Below are 16,265 nucleotides of genomic sequence, written 5' to 3' on the forward strand. Positions count from 1 at the left end.
ATATCTCTCTGGACGCAAGCCTGAGGTTTTTCTCGTGCCCGATATGAAGCTTTTTGCTGGTAACGCTACACCGGAACTAGCACAACGTGTTGCTAACCGCCTTTACACTAATCTTGGAGACGCGGCTGTTGGTCGTTTTAGCGACGGCGAAGTCAGTGTTCAAATTAATGAAAATGTTCGCGGTGGTGATATTTTTATCATCCAGTCAACTTGTGCACCAACTAATGACAACTTAATGGAACTGGTTGTTATGGTCGATGCCCTGCGCCGTGCATCTGCTGGTCGTATTACCGCTGTTATCCCTTACTTCGGTTATGCAAGACAGGATCGTCGCGTACGTTCTGCCCGTGTACCAATCACCGCTAAAGTTGTTGCCGATTTTCTGTCCAGTGTTGGTGTTGACCGTGTTCTCACTGTTGACCTTCACGCAGAGCAGATCCAGGGCTTCTTTGATGTTCCTGTTGATAATGTATTCGGTAGCCCAATTCTTCTGGAAGATATGCTTCAGAAGAACTTGGAAAACCCAATTGTTGTATCTCCAGACATCGGCGGCGTGGTACGTGCTAGAGCTATCGCAAAACTCCTGAATGACACCGACATGGCAATCATTGATAAACGTCGTCCTCGTGCAAACGTTTCTCAAGTTATGCACATTATTGGTGATGTTTCAGGTCGTGACTGCATCTTAGTTGACGATATGATTGATACCGGTGGTACTCTGTGTAAAGCGGCTGAAGCGCTGAAAGAACGTGGTGCTAAACGTGTGTTCGCATACGCAACTCACCCGATTTTCTCAGGCAATGCTGTAGACAACATCAAAAATTCAGTTATTGATGAAGTCATTGTTTGTGACACTATTCCACTGTCTCCTGAAATCAAGGCGTTGAGCAACGTTCGCACCTTGACACTGTCAGGCATGCTGGCTGAAGCTATTCGTCGCATTAGCAACGAAGAGTCAATCTCAGCAATGTTTGAGCATTAATCCCCTTTAGGTGATTAATGTTACTACGGTGATGGAATATCACAGCCAAAAATTAAGCCCCTACAGATATCTGTAGGGGCTTTATGATTTAGACGGATTATAACAACTAATATCTATTTCTATCGCTGCTCACTGACGATTATCTGAAGGAAGTATGATGCGTTTCACCCATTTGCTACTACCTTGGGAAGCTATTGCCTAACATGGCATTAATTCAAATAAAATCGCGCATCAACGATCAACATCCCCTAGCGACCTTCGCGGAAAACATCGACTACCACCCAGCTATCTATCGCCTATAATCATCACTGTATTGAATACGTAGAGTAATTATGGATAACGGTGATTATCTTTACGTGGATAATGTTTTAATACCCAGTAACGATCCGCGACTTTTTCACGTCCCCCTACTCTCGCGCCCACTAACCACACTATGGCACCAACGAAAATGCCGAACAATGAACCGTTTGTCACAAGCTCTGACAGGCTAAAGTTGATCACATGGGCAAATAGGTTAACCCCAATGCTCCCAATCATCATGATCATCCCTAACCCCATAAGGACATTACCAATTAAATGAGCACTTTTCCGTTTCATATCTACCTCCAGTATCAGTAAACTGATAAGCAAGCATCTGTAAATAAATTCGGTGTTTTTTTATATTTATGTAAGGATTATAGTGCATTAAGTAAAATTTAATGCGATAGCCATCACAAGGTACCAAGTTACCCATAAAATCTATACATAAAGTGTTTTTTATCAAAAAAAACGAATAGTTTTCATGGCAACTATAATTAGCCTGATGTTTTTTATCTGATTTTTGTACTTCCTCCCCATCACAGGGTAAACTATGTGCCTCATTCCATAATCTGACAGTGAAGTAGTCGCCGTGAGCAAAATTAAATTAATTGTTGGCCTTGCAAACCCGGGGGCTGAATACGCACAAACCCGCCACAATGCCGGGGCATGGTATGTTGATTTACTGGCGCAGCGCCATAATCAACACTTAAAAGAAGAAGCCAAATTTTTCGGCTATACCGCACGCATTAACCTGAGTGGTAATGATATTCGCTTATTAGTACCAACCACCTTTATGAACCTCAGTGGTAAAGCGGTAGCGGCAATGGCTAATTTTTATCGTATTAATCTTGATGAAATTTTAGTCGCCCATGATGAACTTGATATTCCGCCGGGTGTGGCAAAAATGAAGCTTGGTGGCAGTAATGGTGGTCATAATGGGCTTAAAGATATTCAGAGTAAATTTGCGAATGACCCCAATTTTTACCGTTTACGTATTGGCATTGGCCACCCAGGCGATAAAAACAAAGTGGTTGGTTTTGTGTTAGGTAAGCCGCCACTGTCTGAGCAAAAACTGATTGATGAAGCGATTGATGAAGCAGTTAGGTGCACCGACATTCTATTATCTGATGGAATGGACAAAGCAATAAACCGTTTACATAGTTTTAAAGCGACTGCATAAGAGTTCATTTCATCCAAATCGACTTTTTGTGTATAATTAGCGCCAATTTCTAAACATTGGGTGCAGCACTCCCCTGCACCTCGTTATTTAAGGTGAGAAACATATGGGTTTTAAATGCGGTATCGTTGGTCTGCCAAACGTGGGTAAGTCCACATTATTTAATGCGTTGACCAAAGCCGGCATCGAAGCAGCCAACTTCCCTTTCTGTACAATTGAACCAAACACGGGTGTTGTGCCAATGCCAGACCCACGTCTTGAACAATTAGCTGAAATTGTGAAGCCACAGCGTATTTTACCAACCACCATGGAATTCGTCGATATCGCGGGCTTGGTTAAAGGCGCTTCTAAAGGTGAAGGTCTGGGTAATCAATTTTTAACTAATATCCGTGAAACCGAAGCTATCGGTCATGTCGTGCGTTGTTTTGAAAATGACAACATCATCCACGTTGCGGGCCAAGTTGACCCAGCAGCAGATATTGAAGTTATCAACACCGAATTAGCGTTAGCAGATCTAGATACCTGTGAACGTGCTATCCATCGCGTACAAAAACGCGCTAAAGGTGGCGACAAAGACGCTAAAGCCGAATTAGAAGCCTTAGAAAAATGTCTGCCGCATTTAGAGCAAGCTGGCATGCTACGTACATTAGATTTAACGCCTGAAGACAAAGCCGCCATCCGTTACTTAAGCTTTTTAACGTTAAAACCAACGATGTATATCGCTAACGTTAATGAAGATGGATTTGAAAATAACCCATTCTTAGACAAAGTGTATGAGATAGCCAAAGCCGAAGGCTCCGTTGTTGTACCTGTTTGTGCTGCTATCGAATCTGATATTGCTGAGTTAGATGATGAAGAACGTGACGAATTTATGGCGGATTTAGGCATCGAAGAGCCAGGTTTAAACCGTGTTATTCGTGCAGGTTATGAATTATTAAACCTGCAAACCTACTTCACCGCAGGTGTTAAGGAAGTTCGTGCATGGACAATCCCTGTGGGAGCCACTGCGCCACAAGCTGCGGGTAAAATCCACACGGATTTCGAAAAAGGCTTTATTCGCGCTCAAACCATCTCTTTTGATGATTTCATTCAGTACCGTGGTGAACAAGGCGCTAAAGAAGCAGGCAAAATGCGCGCCGAAGGAAAAGACTACATCGTTAAAGATGGCGATGTTCTGAATTTCCTGTTTAATGTGTAAGACTATACTTTAGTTTCACATTGTTCCATTAAGTCGCAATCAATAATAAAACAGCATAAAGTTCATGGTATTAACTGGGTTTTATGCTGTTTTTTTTCATACTAATACTCACACAATCTCCACTGGATTAACTTGGTTCACAAAATTTGACCACCATTTTAGCACTTTCCCAATATAATCGCTCTGCTCCATTGAGTGTTAACTCACCATGATATTTATAAGGTCTGAATTGACTGTAATACCCAATGATATATGGAGTTATTTGATATTCAGCTTTAGCAAAGCTTCGATAACCTACTTTGGGTGGCCATCCTGTCTTAAGCTTTTAACAAAGCGCTCCATTGAGGCCTTGGTTACAATAATTACCTCGTCGGGATAGACTCTGTTTTATCTGATAACACCGTCAATAAACTCATAATACATTTAAAAACTAGAACTTGTCGCTTGTGTATTGTTTTATTAACGCAAACAAACAATATAAATAATTAGCTAAAATCATAATTATGTATATTTTAATCATATTCTTTTAGGTTAAAATTTCACAAATATTCTAATAAAGAGTAATAACCTTTTTTCTTCCTCATTATCTGCACAAGAATTCAACAAAAAATCGATATTATTTATTCCTTTTTATTACCCGAAAAAATAATACGTAAGATTATTACATTACTACTTACACGTAATACTAATAGATTTACAGCCACCAAAAGATAGTTGCTAACTTGTTCTATTTTAGTTTTAAAAAAGACATCAAAACCCCTAATACGAGTAACATTGTTAATCTATCTAGTATAAGAAAACCTTGAAACCTAATGTTACAAATTAATGTGAAAATTAATTTTATTGTTTTTATGCATACATAAAAACAATTAACCCACTGTTAAATAAAGATATTTACACTCTAATAAAAGCCATTAATCTGAAAAAAAAACTTTTAAGTCTTATCCGATTATTGATAAGAAAAGTTGATTTATTATTTTAATCGCTATATAAGTACAAAACACATTAAGTTAAATTTACATGATTTAAACTCAATCATTTACCAATATTAGACAGATAATATACGTGAATCAGTAAAGGAATATTTCTCATGTCAGACAGCTTCCAAAATGAAGTGCCAAAAGCAAGGGTCAATATAAAATTAGATTTACACACGGGTGGTGCACAAAAAAAAGTCGAATTGCCTCTGAAACTATTAGCGGTAGGCGATTATAGCCACGGCCAAGATACACGGGCTTTATCTGAACGTGAAAAGGTGGATATCAATAAAAATAACTTTGATAGCGTGTTAGCTGAATATAATCCAACCGTCAATCTTACTGTTAAAAATACACTGGCTGGTGATGGTTCAGAAGATAATATCGCTTTATCATTCAAAAATATGAAAGATTTTGAGCCCGAACAAGTGGCTCGCCAAATTCCACAACTTCGCGCCATGCTGGCCATGCGTAACCTGTTACGTGATCTCAAATCCAATCTCCTTGATAACGTCACTTTCCGCCGTGAACTCGAAAACATCCTAAAAGATCCAACTTTAAGCGATGAATTACGTGAAGAATTGGCTCAACTGGCCCCGAAAAAAGACTAATTTGGATACAATACAGGATTATGCTGATGTCAGTGAATAACGAAACAACCTCAAATAACACCACAACTGTACTGGATGATACGACTAACCACGGTATCTATGCTTCTCTATTTGAAAAAATCAATCTCACTCCAGTGACGCAAATTAGTGATATCAATGCGTTTCAAGATAATGCTGCACTGGCAGATACCACCGCCGATGAGCGCGTCACTATCGCCGTTCAAGTATTCCTTGACCGATTAAAATCATCAGGTCAACAGGTTGAACGTCTAGACCGTAATCTACTTGATCACCATATTGCTGAGCTCGATAAACAAATCAGTCAACAACTTGATGAAGTTATGCACCATGCTGAATTTCAACAAGTTGAATCCGCATGGCGTGGCTTAAAGTTCTTAGTTGACCGCACTGATTTTCGTCAAAATGTCAAGATTGAGCTCCTTGATGTATCAAAAGACGACTTACGACAAGATTTTGAAGACAGCCCTGAAGTCATTCAAAGTGGTCTGTATCAACACACTTACATTGCGGAATATGATACCCCAGGTGGTGAGCCAATCGCCGCGATAATTTCAAATTACGAGTTTGACAGAAGTCCTCAAGATATCGCGTTATTACGCAGTATTTCAAAAGTTTCTGCTTCTGCACATATGCCATTTATCGGTTCCGTGGGTCCGAAATTCTTTGGCAAGGAAACGATGGAAGAAGTTGCTGCCATCAAAGATATTGGTAACTATTTTGACCGTGCAGAGTACCTAAAATGGAAAGCTTTCCGTGACTCTGATGACGCACGTTATATCGGCTTAACCATGCCTCGCGTATTAGGTCGTCTGCCTTATGGTCCTGATACAGTACCTGTTCGTAGTTTTAACTACGTAGAAGAAGTCAAAGGTCCTGATCACGAAAAATATTTATGGACAAACGCGACTTTTGCTTTCGCAGCGAATATGGTCAAAAGCTTTGTTAACAACGGTTGGTGTGTACAAATTCGCGGTCCACAAGCAGGTGGGGCTGTCAAAGATCTCCCTATTCATCTGTTTGATTTAGGCACAGGCAGTCAAGTAAAAATTCCATCTGAAGTGATGATCCCTGAAACCCGTGAATTCGAGTTCTCTAACCTCGGTTTTATTCCGCTGTCTTATTACAAAAACCGTGATTACTCATGCTTCTTTTCCGCAAACTCAGCGCAAAAGCCAGCACTTTACGATACTGCAGATGCCACAGCCAATAGCCGTATTAACTCGCGCTTACCTTACATTTTCCTATTATCTCGTATCGCTCATTATTTAAAATTAATTCAACGAGAAAATATTGGTACCACCAAAGACCGCCGTTTACTTGAACTTGAATTAAACAACTGGGTACGCGGACTCGTCACTGAAATGACAGATCCAAGTGATGATTTGCAAGCCTCTCACCCACTGCGCGATGCAAAAGTGGTCGTAGAAGACATTGAAGATAATCCAGGCTTCTTCCGTGTGAAACTATACGCAGTTCCGCATTTCCAAGTTGAAGGCATGGATGTTGATCTCTCTTTAGTTTCACAAATGCCAAAAGCAAAAGCGTAAGAGGACTTTCTGGTGAAAATCTACCGTCCTCTGTGGACTGATGGTGCATTTTTAACACCTCAACAATTCCAGCAACAAGCACGCTGGGATAGCCACATTTCTGATGTTGTTGCCGGTATGACGATCGCCTCCCCTTGGGGGGTGATCAGCACTGAGTTCGATGAAAGTGCATTAACCATTTCAAGACTTAGTGCGCAGAAAATGGTAGTGCGTTTGCCAGATGGTACGCTAATTGATAGCACACTTTCTGATAACCTCCCGCCTGTCGTAGACCTCAGTGAACATGCTGATAAACAAGTTTTAGATGTTGTTATTGCCTTACCACTGTTACTGGCCAATGGCGGAAATTTATTATCGGAAAGCAACGCGGATCGCCCTCGCCGCTTTGCTCAGGAGTGGGTTAATGTTCAGGATTTAGTTGGTCATGAGCAAACGGACATTGCTGTATTACGCCATGCAGTTAGTTTACGTTTTGCCCATGATGAAAACAGCCACTATATCACCTGCCCAGTCGCGAGATTAGTTCGAAATGTCCAAGGTGGATGGGCGTTTGACACCACCTTCATTCCGCCGCTGTTAAGTTGCCAAGGTAGCCAAGAGCTCGTCGCTTTACTAACTGAATTTATGCATCGCTTAGTAGCAAAACGCCGTCGTTTAATGACATTACGTCGCGAAAGTAATGAAAAAATGGCAGATTTTGCGGTTGCTGATGTATCACTGTTTTGGCTACTGAATGCCTTAAATAGCTCAGAGCCTGTGCTCAATGAACTGCGTTCTTCATTAACTCGCCACCCTGAAATGTTATATCGAGAGCTCGTGCGTTTGGCGGGTGGGTTACTCACGTTTTCCCTAGACCATCACATTGAAAGTATTCCTGAGTATCAACATGCAAAACCTGAGGCGGTTTTCCCGCCATTGTTTATGTTGCTCAATACCCTGCTAGAAGCCAGCTTACCATCACGAATTGTTACCATTGACCTCGTCAAAGAAGAACCATTCTGGAAAGGCAAACTACACGATGGCCGCTTACGGGATAGTGCGGATTTCTATTTATCTGTTCGCTCATCGCTACCAACTCACGTATTAGCCACACAATTTCCATTGTTATGTAAGGCTGGAAGCGCTGATGACGTTGCCGATGTCGTAAATGTTGCCCTAAATGGTATTCCGCTGCGTGCATTAAGCCATGTTCCCACAGCCTTGCCACTGCGGCTCGAGAATCAGTATTTTTCCCTTGATTTATCAAGCCCAGCAGGTATTGCCATGTTGGAGTCAGGAAATTGTTCATTTTATGTCCCAAGTACACTCGGGGATATCCAGCTTGAATTATTCGCGGTGGTTCATTCATGAGTAAAGATACAACAGCGCAAACTATCGATAATATATTTGCAGACACATGGCTAATGGCATGCCAATTACAGCAAGGTGTACACATTGCTGATGGTGATAAGCTTTATCGCCATGCCTGCCAACTTATTGATCATACACGCCAATTACTCACTCAACATGGTTATAACGAGCACACCATTGAGCATATGTTGTATGCGCAATGCGCTTTGCTTGATGAAAGTGTGATGAAACGCGCCAAAGGTGATTTAGCGTACCAAGTGTGGGTGCAATCTCCGCTACAAGCACGTTATTTCAATACGTTAGATGCAGGTGAACAAATTTGGGATCGGTTGCGTGGGTTACTGGCTGAGGCCAGCCCCAATGAAGCCGCCCTTACCTGTTTTTACCGTATTTTAACGTTAGGTTTTGTCGGGAAATTTCGGCGTCTCGATCACCCTGAGCGTGAGCAAATTGTCGTTCAGTTAAATTCGCTGCTCCCTCGTTTTCAGTCTATATCTGAATTGCCTTTGGTCGTAAAACCTAAATTACGTTTTAGCCGTCGCCGCTTATATTGGCTCAGCTGGTTAACAGGTGTAATAGTGATTTTCGCTATGTGGTGGGGGTTCTCAACCTCGCTTGAGCATTTATTACAACAATGGATGACGCAAGGACAGTAATGCAAAACTCGATTAAATTCGTGGTCATCCTATTGGCAACCCTGCTTTTTTTATGGTTAGTCTGGGGATTTTGGCCGTTAGGAAACACCGTTTCATTGTTTCTCACCGCGTTGGTGGTCATCATTGCAGGTGTTGCATTGTATTGGCGTTTTAAGCAACAGCAACGCTCTAAAAGCCTTGAAAAGCAAGTGAGTACAATATTACCCCCTGCATCGTACCAAGAAGCCATCGTGCTGGTGTGTGGTCAATCAGAGGCATTGTTTCCCAATGGGCTAACCCACCGCGAAACATCCCAAGCATGGTATGTATCTATTACATCTCCCGCTATGTTACTTGACGTGACTCAAACTGTCGTTGAGACCGCACCAGTCCAACTTGGGCAACTTTCATTGCTATTTGCCGTATTGCCGGAACAACTAACTTTACAAGAAACACTAACCCAAGAAATGCTTAACTGGCGGCGTGCCATTAGCGAAAGCCGTAGCAAAGCAGGCGTGTATCTACCATTTTGGGTTTCGCTGTATCTATCCCCCATGCAGCAAACAGACCCTTATGCAAAATATCGTCACGAAGAGCGCCCTTGGTTGACCCTACTCAACCACCAGCGCGAATTTCAAGTCGAGCAAAATGGCAGTTTAGTTCAGCCATTATCCGCTTGGGCTCCACAATTTTTTAGCGATGATCGGCAACAACTACACACCATGTTGGGTTTTGACTATTTACTAAACTGGTTACAAGAGGTGTTTACCCCGCAATTAACTGTTGAACAAGCAGGTGTACGTAAATTGGTGCCTTCAGCTTGGGCGATACAATTCATTCCAATTACCAGTGTGGAGGACAATTCATGGCAGCAATTTGTTACCCGCAGAACAGGCTTAGCACCTCTGAAAACCACGCAATATGCACCGCTATTACCACTGCCTGATATCCTGCTAGCACGTTTGCGCCATGATATCAGCCTTAACCGCTATGAACGTGCAATGGGAGCAGTTGGGATTATTTGTGGGCTATTTTTAGTGGGTGCTCTAAGCGGTAGCTACCACAATAACCGCCAATTAGTACGCCACATTGGGGAAGATACCGTGCGCTTTATTCAGCAACCTGATACACCATTAGCCCCCAAATTAGTCACCTATGAACAACTGCAGGCCGATGCGACGCAGTTATCCTACTGGCAACGAGAAGGGATCCCCACTGGCTATTCACTAGCGCTATATCAGGGAGGATATTTACTACCACACCTACACACTTTACTTAGCAGTTGGGCCCCACCCACCCCACCTGCGCCAGTCATTGTGCAAGAAGCTCCAGAGATGGTGACACTCGACAGCCTATCGCTGTTCGATGTCGGTCAGTACACCTTAAAACCGAGCGCAACTAAAGTGTTGATTGACGCACTGATTAACATTCGTGCGAAATCAGGTTGGTTGATTGTGATCTCAGGTTATACCGACAACACAGGAAACCCAGTAAACAACCAAAAACTATCACTTCAGCGCGCCGAATCTGTGCGTGATTGGATGATACAAACTAGCGATATCGCGCCTTCGTGTTTTGCGGTGCAAGGCAACGGGCAAGCCAACCCCATTGCCAGTAACAACACCGCTGAAGGACGCGCTAAAAATCGCCGGGTCGAAATTCGTTTAATGCCCCAAGTGGATGCTTGTCAGGCATCGAATGAGTAAAACGTGTCACTGAAGGACGGCGGCACACATTTCACTATTATGGAGAAGTAATTTATGGCTATTCCTATTTACCTATGGCTTAAAGATGACGGCGGTGCGGACATCAAAGGTTCTGTCAATGTACAAGACCGTGAAGGCAGCATCGAAATCGTTGCTCAAGACCATAATTTGTATATCCCTACGGATAACAACACTGGTAAGTTAACAGGCACGCGTATTCATACGCCTTTCATTTTCGTTAAAGAAATTGATTCTTCTACACCTTACTTATACAAAGCGGTTACCACTGGCCAGACGCTGAAAAAAGCTGAGTTCAAATGGTATCGTATTGATGATGCAGGTCAAGAAGTTGAATATTTCAACACCACGCTTGAAAACGTCAAAGTCGTAAAAGTCGCGCCAAAAATGCACGACATCAAAGAGCCAAGTAAAGAGAAACATAATCACCTCGAAGAAATCGAGCTGCGTTATGAAAAAATTACGTGGACCTTTAAAGACGGCAACATTATTCATTCCGATTCTTGGAATGAAAGATCGACCGCTTAACTTTTATATTGCAGGCGCCCGTCGCCTGCTTTTTTATTTTCCCTCACACGCAAACCCAATAACACAAATGCTTATGCTCCTATGCGAAAGGTGATGGGCGGTAGCGTACTCAAAATCCCCATTCACGCTAAATATCGGATAGTCAATTTGTAGGAAAAAGAGAACATGGAAAACTCCCCCGTTATGCTATTACGTCGTTTAAACCCTTTTTGTGCCAGCGCATTAGAAGCTGCAGCTTCCTTATGTCAAACCCGTGCGCATGCAGAAATAACGATCGAGCATTGGTTACTTAAACTCCTCGAACTCGGCGAAAGCGATATTATGGTGTTAGCCCGCCGTTATGAGTGGGACATGACCGCATTATGGCAAAGTTTATTGGATAGTATCGAACATCTGCCGCGCTCAGTACATAGTCGCCCTCAGCTTGCCAAACCTTTATTAGCCTTGATCCAACAAGCGTGGATTAATGCATCTTTAGATGAAGATGTGGAACATATTCGCAGTGTTCATTTGTTAGCTGCCATCATCAAACAACCCGCTTTATTGCCCAACGAAAACTTATGGCCGCTGATGACCTTAAGTGCCACTCAGCTACAGCGATTACGCCCTTTGCTAGATGCTCAATCCGATGAGCGACCAGAAGTTCAGCAATTAGCAGCACACAACAGCCCAACTCATACTGAACCAGCTAACCAAGCGGACAATAAACCGCAGGATGCATCAGGTGTGACAGGTACCCCCCTCAATGAAGCCCTACTCGCCGTTTTAAATAAATTTACTCTTGATGTTACTGAAAAAGCCCGAGAAGGGGCCATCGACCCAGTGTTTGGTCGTGATGATGAAATTCGCCAAATGGTGGATATCCTCTCCCGCCGCCGTAAAAACAACCCCATTTTAGTTGGCGAACCAGGCGTGGGAAAAACCGCTTTAGTCGAAGGGCTGGCTTTACGGATTGTACAGGGTAACGTGCCTGTTAGCTTGCAAACCACCTCATTGCGCACCTTAGATTTAGGATTATTGCAAGCAGGTGCAGGGGTTAAAGGGGAGTTTGAACAACGACTCAAAAATGTCATTGAAGCCGTACAACAATCTCCAACCCCTATTTTGCTGTTTATTGATGAAGCTCACACCATAATTGGGGCTGGCAACCAAGCGGGGGGAGCAGATGCGGCGAATTTGCTTAAACCTGCTCTTGCTCGTGGTGAATTGCGTACTATCGCTGCCACAACATGGTCTGAATATAAACAATATTTCGAACGCGATGCCGCTTTAGAGCGTCGCTTCCAAGTGGTCAAAGTAGATGAGCCAGATGATGATAAAGCCTGCTTAATGTTGCGTGGCTTAAAATCTCGCTACACCAAATACCATGGCGTACATATCACGGATCACGCCGTCAAAGCGGCAGTGACGTTATCACGTCGCTACCTCACCGGTCGTCAACTGCCTGATAAAGCAGTCGATTTGCTGGATACTGCCAGTGCTCGTATTCGCATGAGTTTAGACACTTTGCCTGAGGAACTTACTCGCTTAACATCACGCCAGCAAGCATTGACGTTGGAACAGCAAGCCATTAATGACGATATCGCCATTGGCAATACAGTCAGTCAGCCCTTGCTTGATAAACTTGCTGCTGAAGAACAAGCCATTGAACAACAAATTGCAAATATCAAGCAGCGCTTTGAGCAAGAAAAAAGCTTAATAAACCAATTAATGGTCTTGCGAAGTGAAGAAAAAGACGTTACCGAGGTACAAGCCCAATTAGACCATTTACAACAAGGTAAGCCTCTGATTTGCCCAGATGTTGATGTACGAACTGTCGCAACTGTCATTGCTGACTGGACCGGTGTACCGCTCTCAAGTTTACTTAAGGATGAACAAACTGGCTTACTTGAGCTTGAAGACAATTTAGCTCAACGTGTTGTCGGTCAAGACAGCGCTCTTATTTCTCTGGGGCAGCGGCTTCGTGCCGCCCGCACTGGCTTAGCCTCTGAAAATGGACCACAAGGTGTGTTCTTACTCGTAGGCCCAAGTGGTGTTGGGAAAACAGAAACCGCCTTAGCGCTAGCGGACCAACTATTTGGCGGCGAAAAATCTCTCGTCACCATCAATATGTCAGAATATCAAGAAGCCCACACCGTTAGTCAGCTAAAAGGCTCACCTCCAGGTTACGTGGGATACGGGCAAGGGGGCGTACTAACAGAAGCTGTGCGTAAGCGCCCTTACAGTGTAGTGTTGTTAGACGAAGTGGAAAAAGCTCACCGTGATGTGATAAACCTATTTTACCAAGTTTTTGATCGCGGTTTTATGCGTGATGGCGAAGGACGTGAAATCGACTTTCGCAACACAGTAATTTTAATGACTGCCAATTTAGGCAGTGACTTATTGATGCAACAGCTTGAAGAATTCCCGGATTCCAGCGACAGCGAATTGCATGAATTACTGCGCCCAACACTGCGCGACCATTTCCAGCCTGCCTTATTAGCCCGTTTCCAAACCCTTATTTACCGCCCATTAGGGCCAACCGCCCTGCGCACCATTGTTGAAATGAAGCTAGGCAGCGTCATCAAACGTCTGCAACTGCATTACGGTTTAGCAGGACATGTTGAAGAGGCTCTCTATGACACATTAGTCAGCGCCTGCCTGCTGCCCGATACCGGGGCCCGTAATATAGATAGCCTGCTCAATCAGCAAATTTTGCCCGTCCTTAGCCAGCAGTTACTGATGCGCCAATCCACACAACAGCACGCTCAATCCATAACTCTTGGTTATGATGAGGAAGAAGGTATAACCTTGAGTTTTGACGATCGAGGAGTCACATTATGAGAATAACTGAGATTGCTGAAGCCCTCTTACCCGGGCAAAACCGCTACCAACTTGATGTTCAAGGCTATCAAGGCCTGTTGGATGTGGAACATTTTTCAGGGGATGAAGCCGTTAGTGACACCTACCGCTACCAAATCACCTTTACCTGCACTGATAAAGACCTGCAACCCCAGCAACTGCTGCGCCGCAATGCCACATTGACCTTTAACGCCCCCGCCACCACCGTTTTAGGCGTCCCGACGCGCACCGTAACCAAACGCGTGCACGGGACCGTCACCGATTTCCAGCGATTATCTGGCTCCGCCGACGAAGCGCGTTACCAACTGGTTATCGAGCCGTTTTTTGCCCTATTGCGCCACCAAATTCGCACCCACCGCTTTTTTATCAACCAATCGGTGCCTCAAGTCGTGGAGCAAATTCTGCGTGAACACGATTTTAAAGGCTGGCAGTTTGAGTTTACTCTACAAAAAAAATACCCCAAACGCCTGCAAATCAACCAAATCAATGAAAGTGATAAGCAGTTTATTGAGCGTTTACTCAGTGAAGTGGGGATTTTTTACCACTTTACCCTGCAAGTAGATACCCAAACTGAGGTGATTAACTTTACCGACAGTCAGCGCGGGTATATTTATGGTAAATCCTTGCCATTAAACAGCCCATCGGGGCTCAGTGATAACCATGCCGACAGCGTGTGGGGTTTGGCGTTACGTCACCAAGTGGTTGAAAACAGTGTCTTTACCAAGGACTATAACCCTCTGCTGGCTGAAGACACTATGATTTCAGCGGTGGCGGATAGAAGCTACGGGGAGTATGAAACGCTCAGTTACGGTGATGTCTACCATTACAAGGCACGCCACCTCACTCGCGGCGACAAAATTCAACCTGAGCCGGAAACCGCTAACTTTTGGGCGCGATTAGACCACGAGCGCTTTCTCGCTCGCCAAACCTTACTGAACGGAAAAACCACCGCACCCGATGTGGTGCCGTTAATGGTGCTAAAAATCACTGATGACTCGCCAATATCTACCCTGCCCTCCATTTTTCAATCCCCAGTGCTGCTAACCCGCTTGCACTTTGCCGCCAGCCGCGCCAATGCGTTAATCGTGACATTTGATGCCGTGCCGTACACCGAATCCATCTGTTGGCGTCCTGAGCTCAAACCGCGCCCAGTGATTTCCGGTACCTTGATGGCCCGTGTCACCAGCCCAATAAACAATGATATTTATGCCAACCAAAACGAACATGGCTACTATTGGGTCAAATTTGATGCCGACCGTGATACCAAACCTCAAGGGTTTGAAAGTATGCCTGTGCGTCTTGCCAAACCCTACGCAGGGGACACGTATGGCATGCATTTTCCGTTAATTCAAGGCACGGAAGTGGCGATTGCCTTCCACGAAGGCGACCCCGACAGGCCGTATATCGCCCATGCCCTGCACGATTCGTCTCACCCTGACCATATCACCGAGCGCAATCGGACCCGCAATGTGATACGCACCCCGGCAAATAACAAACTGCGCATGGAAGACCTGCGCGGGGAAGAACACATTAAAATCAGCACCGAATACGGCGGTAAAACCCAGCTCAATTTGGGGCATTTGGTGGACAGTGACAAGCAAAAACGCGGCGATGGTTTTGAATTACGCACCGACAGTTGGGGGGCAATAAGAGCAGGTAAAGGGTTGTTTATCTCCACCGATAAGCAAGAAAAAGCTGGCGGTGATGTGTTGGCGATGGAGTCTACAATTAATCAGCTAAGTAGTGCGCTTGATTTAGCACAAACAATAATGAACTTGGCTAAAAACTCCCAAGTCGTAACATCTGATCATAATAGCCACTCAAATCAAATCGATAATAACTTTGATAAATTATCTCAATCTGCATTAGTTATGTCTTCCCCAGACGGTATTGCATTTAGTACAACTGGCTATATGCAACAAAGCTCTGATAAAGACTATGTTCTGACCTCTTCAGAGAATGCCTCTATTTCAGCATTTAGGAGGATCACGATTGCAGCCAAAAAAGGTATTTCAATGTTTGCACACGAGCTAGGTGCAAAAATAGTTGCTGCTTTTGGAAAAGTGGAGATTGAAGCCCAAGATGATGAAATGGCATTAACCGCTCAAAAAGCGATCAACATCACCAGCAATGAGGACGAAATAACCATCACTGCCAATAAAAAGATCACAGTGCAATGTAATGGCTCTTCTATCATTTTGGAAAATGGCAAAATAACATTCGTCACTTCTGGGGACATTGATTTCAAATCTGCTAACGTAAATATGTTATCGCCTGAAAGTATCTCTGTGCCTTTCAAAGGATTTTCGCTTTGTGAAGCCAAAACACTCAGTGATACATTTAATAACGAAGCTATTGTTAAAATGGACTAAAT

Annotated in this window: 12 protein-coding genes; 11 read left to right on the forward strand and 1 reads right to left on the reverse strand. The window is 43.8% G+C overall.

What is annotated here, in order from left to right:
- The first annotated feature begins 34 nt into the window (after positions 1–34).
- A complete protein-coding gene (gene prs, locus AB6N04_RS07805; RefSeq protein ID WP_004910604.1) occupies positions 35–982 on the forward strand; it encodes a ribose-phosphate diphosphokinase in 948 nt (315 codons plus the stop codon).
- Positions 983–1,312: 330 nt separating this feature from the next.
- Here the strand turns inward: prs and ychH are convergent, their stop codons facing one another.
- Positions 1,313–1,579: a stress-induced protein YchH gene (ychH, locus tag AB6N04_RS07810; RefSeq protein ID WP_369311321.1), complete on the reverse strand. Its 267-nt coding sequence runs from the start codon at positions 1,577–1,579 to the stop codon at positions 1,313–1,315.
- Positions 1,580–1,871: 292 nt separating this feature from the next.
- Here ychH and pth point away from each other — a divergent pair, with 292 nt between their 5' ends.
- From pth to AB6N04_RS07860, 10 genes are all read left to right on the forward strand, one after another.
- A complete protein-coding gene (pth, locus tag AB6N04_RS07815; RefSeq protein WP_369311322.1) occupies positions 1,872–2,462 on the forward strand; it encodes an aminoacyl-tRNA hydrolase in 591 nt (196 codons plus the stop codon).
- A 103-nt stretch (positions 2,463–2,565) separates the two neighbouring features.
- On the forward strand, positions 2,566–3,657 hold the full coding sequence (ychF, locus tag AB6N04_RS07820; protein ID WP_369311323.1) for a redox-regulated ATPase YchF: 1,092 nt from the start codon (positions 2,566–2,568) through the stop codon (positions 3,655–3,657).
- 1,090 nt (positions 3,658–4,747) lie between these two features.
- On the forward strand, positions 4,748–5,245 hold the full coding sequence (gene tssB, locus AB6N04_RS07825) for a type VI secretion system contractile sheath small subunit (protein WP_369311324.1): 498 nt from the start codon (positions 4,748–4,750) through the stop codon (positions 5,243–5,245).
- 20 nt (positions 5,246–5,265) lie between these two features.
- On the forward strand, positions 5,266–6,813 hold the full coding sequence (gene tssC, locus AB6N04_RS07830; protein ID WP_369311325.1) for a type VI secretion system contractile sheath large subunit: 1,548 nt from the start codon (positions 5,266–5,268) through the stop codon (positions 6,811–6,813).
- A gap of 12 nt (positions 6,814–6,825) precedes the next feature.
- Positions 6,826–8,163, forward strand: a complete 1,338-nt coding sequence (gene tssK, locus AB6N04_RS07835; protein WP_369311326.1) for a type VI secretion system baseplate subunit TssK — start codon at positions 6,826–6,828, stop codon at positions 8,161–8,163.
- The gene (gene tssL, locus AB6N04_RS07840) at positions 8,160–8,819 is read left to right on the forward strand and encodes a type VI secretion system protein TssL, short form (protein WP_369311327.1); all 660 of its coding nucleotides are present in this window, start codon (positions 8,160–8,162) and stop codon (positions 8,817–8,819) included. Before tssK ends, tssL begins: the two co-directional genes overlap by 4 nt.
- Positions 8,819–10,504 (forward strand): OmpA family protein, encoded by a 1,686-nt coding sequence (locus tag AB6N04_RS07845; RefSeq protein WP_369311328.1) that lies wholly within the window; start codon positions 8,819–8,821, stop codon positions 10,502–10,504. Before tssL ends, AB6N04_RS07845 begins: the two co-directional genes overlap by 1 nt.
- Before the next feature lie 54 nt (positions 10,505–10,558).
- Positions 10,559–11,050 carry an Hcp family type VI secretion system effector gene (locus tag AB6N04_RS07850; RefSeq protein ID WP_369311329.1) on the forward strand — a complete coding sequence of 164 codons (492 nt, stop codon included), beginning with the start codon at positions 10,559–10,561 and terminating at the stop codon, positions 11,048–11,050.
- Between the two features lie 165 nt (positions 11,051–11,215).
- Positions 11,216–13,873, forward strand: a complete 2,658-nt coding sequence (gene tssH, locus AB6N04_RS07855; RefSeq protein ID WP_369311330.1) for a type VI secretion system ATPase TssH — start codon at positions 11,216–11,218, stop codon at positions 13,871–13,873.
- Positions 13,870–16,263, forward strand: a complete 2,394-nt coding sequence (locus tag AB6N04_RS07860; RefSeq protein WP_369311331.1) for a type VI secretion system Vgr family protein — start codon at positions 13,870–13,872, stop codon at positions 16,261–16,263. Before tssH ends, AB6N04_RS07860 begins: the two co-directional genes overlap by 4 nt.
- The last annotated feature ends 2 nt before the right edge of the window (positions 16,264–16,265 follow it).

Origin of the sequence: Providencia rettgeri (genome assembly GCF_041075285.1) — a bacterium.
GTDB classification, from domain to species: domain Bacteria; phylum Pseudomonadota; class Gammaproteobacteria; order Enterobacterales; family Enterobacteriaceae; genus Providencia; species Providencia rettgeri_G.

Bases quoted from the DNA above. Each gene is read 5' to 3' on its own strand.
- tssC (WP_369311325.1), top strand. From the start codon at position 5,266: ATGCTGATGTCAGTGAATAACGAAACAACCTCAAATAACACCACAACT.
- tssL (WP_369311327.1), top strand. From the start codon at position 8,160: ATGAGTAAAGATACAACAGCGCAAACTATCGATAATATATTTGCAGAC.
- tssH (WP_369311330.1), top strand. From the start codon at position 11,216: ATGGAAAACTCCCCCGTTATGCTATTACGTCGTTTAAACCCTTTTTGT.
- AB6N04_RS07845 (WP_369311328.1), top strand. From the start codon at position 8,819: ATGCAAAACTCGATTAAATTCGTGGTCATCCTATTGGCAACCCTGCTT.
- AB6N04_RS07860 (WP_369311331.1), top strand. From the start codon at position 13,870: ATGAGAATAACTGAGATTGCTGAAGCCCTCTTACCCGGGCAAAACCGC.
- AB6N04_RS07850 (WP_369311329.1), top strand. From the start codon at position 10,559: ATGGCTATTCCTATTTACCTATGGCTTAAAGATGACGGCGGTGCGGAC.
- ychH (WP_369311321.1), bottom strand. From the start codon at position 1,579: ATGAAACGGAAAAGTGCTCATTTAATTGGTAATGTCCTTATGGGGTTA.
- ychF (WP_369311323.1), top strand. From the start codon at position 2,566: ATGGGTTTTAAATGCGGTATCGTTGGTCTGCCAAACGTGGGTAAGTCC.
- tssB (WP_369311324.1), top strand. From the start codon at position 4,748: ATGTCAGACAGCTTCCAAAATGAAGTGCCAAAAGCAAGGGTCAATATA.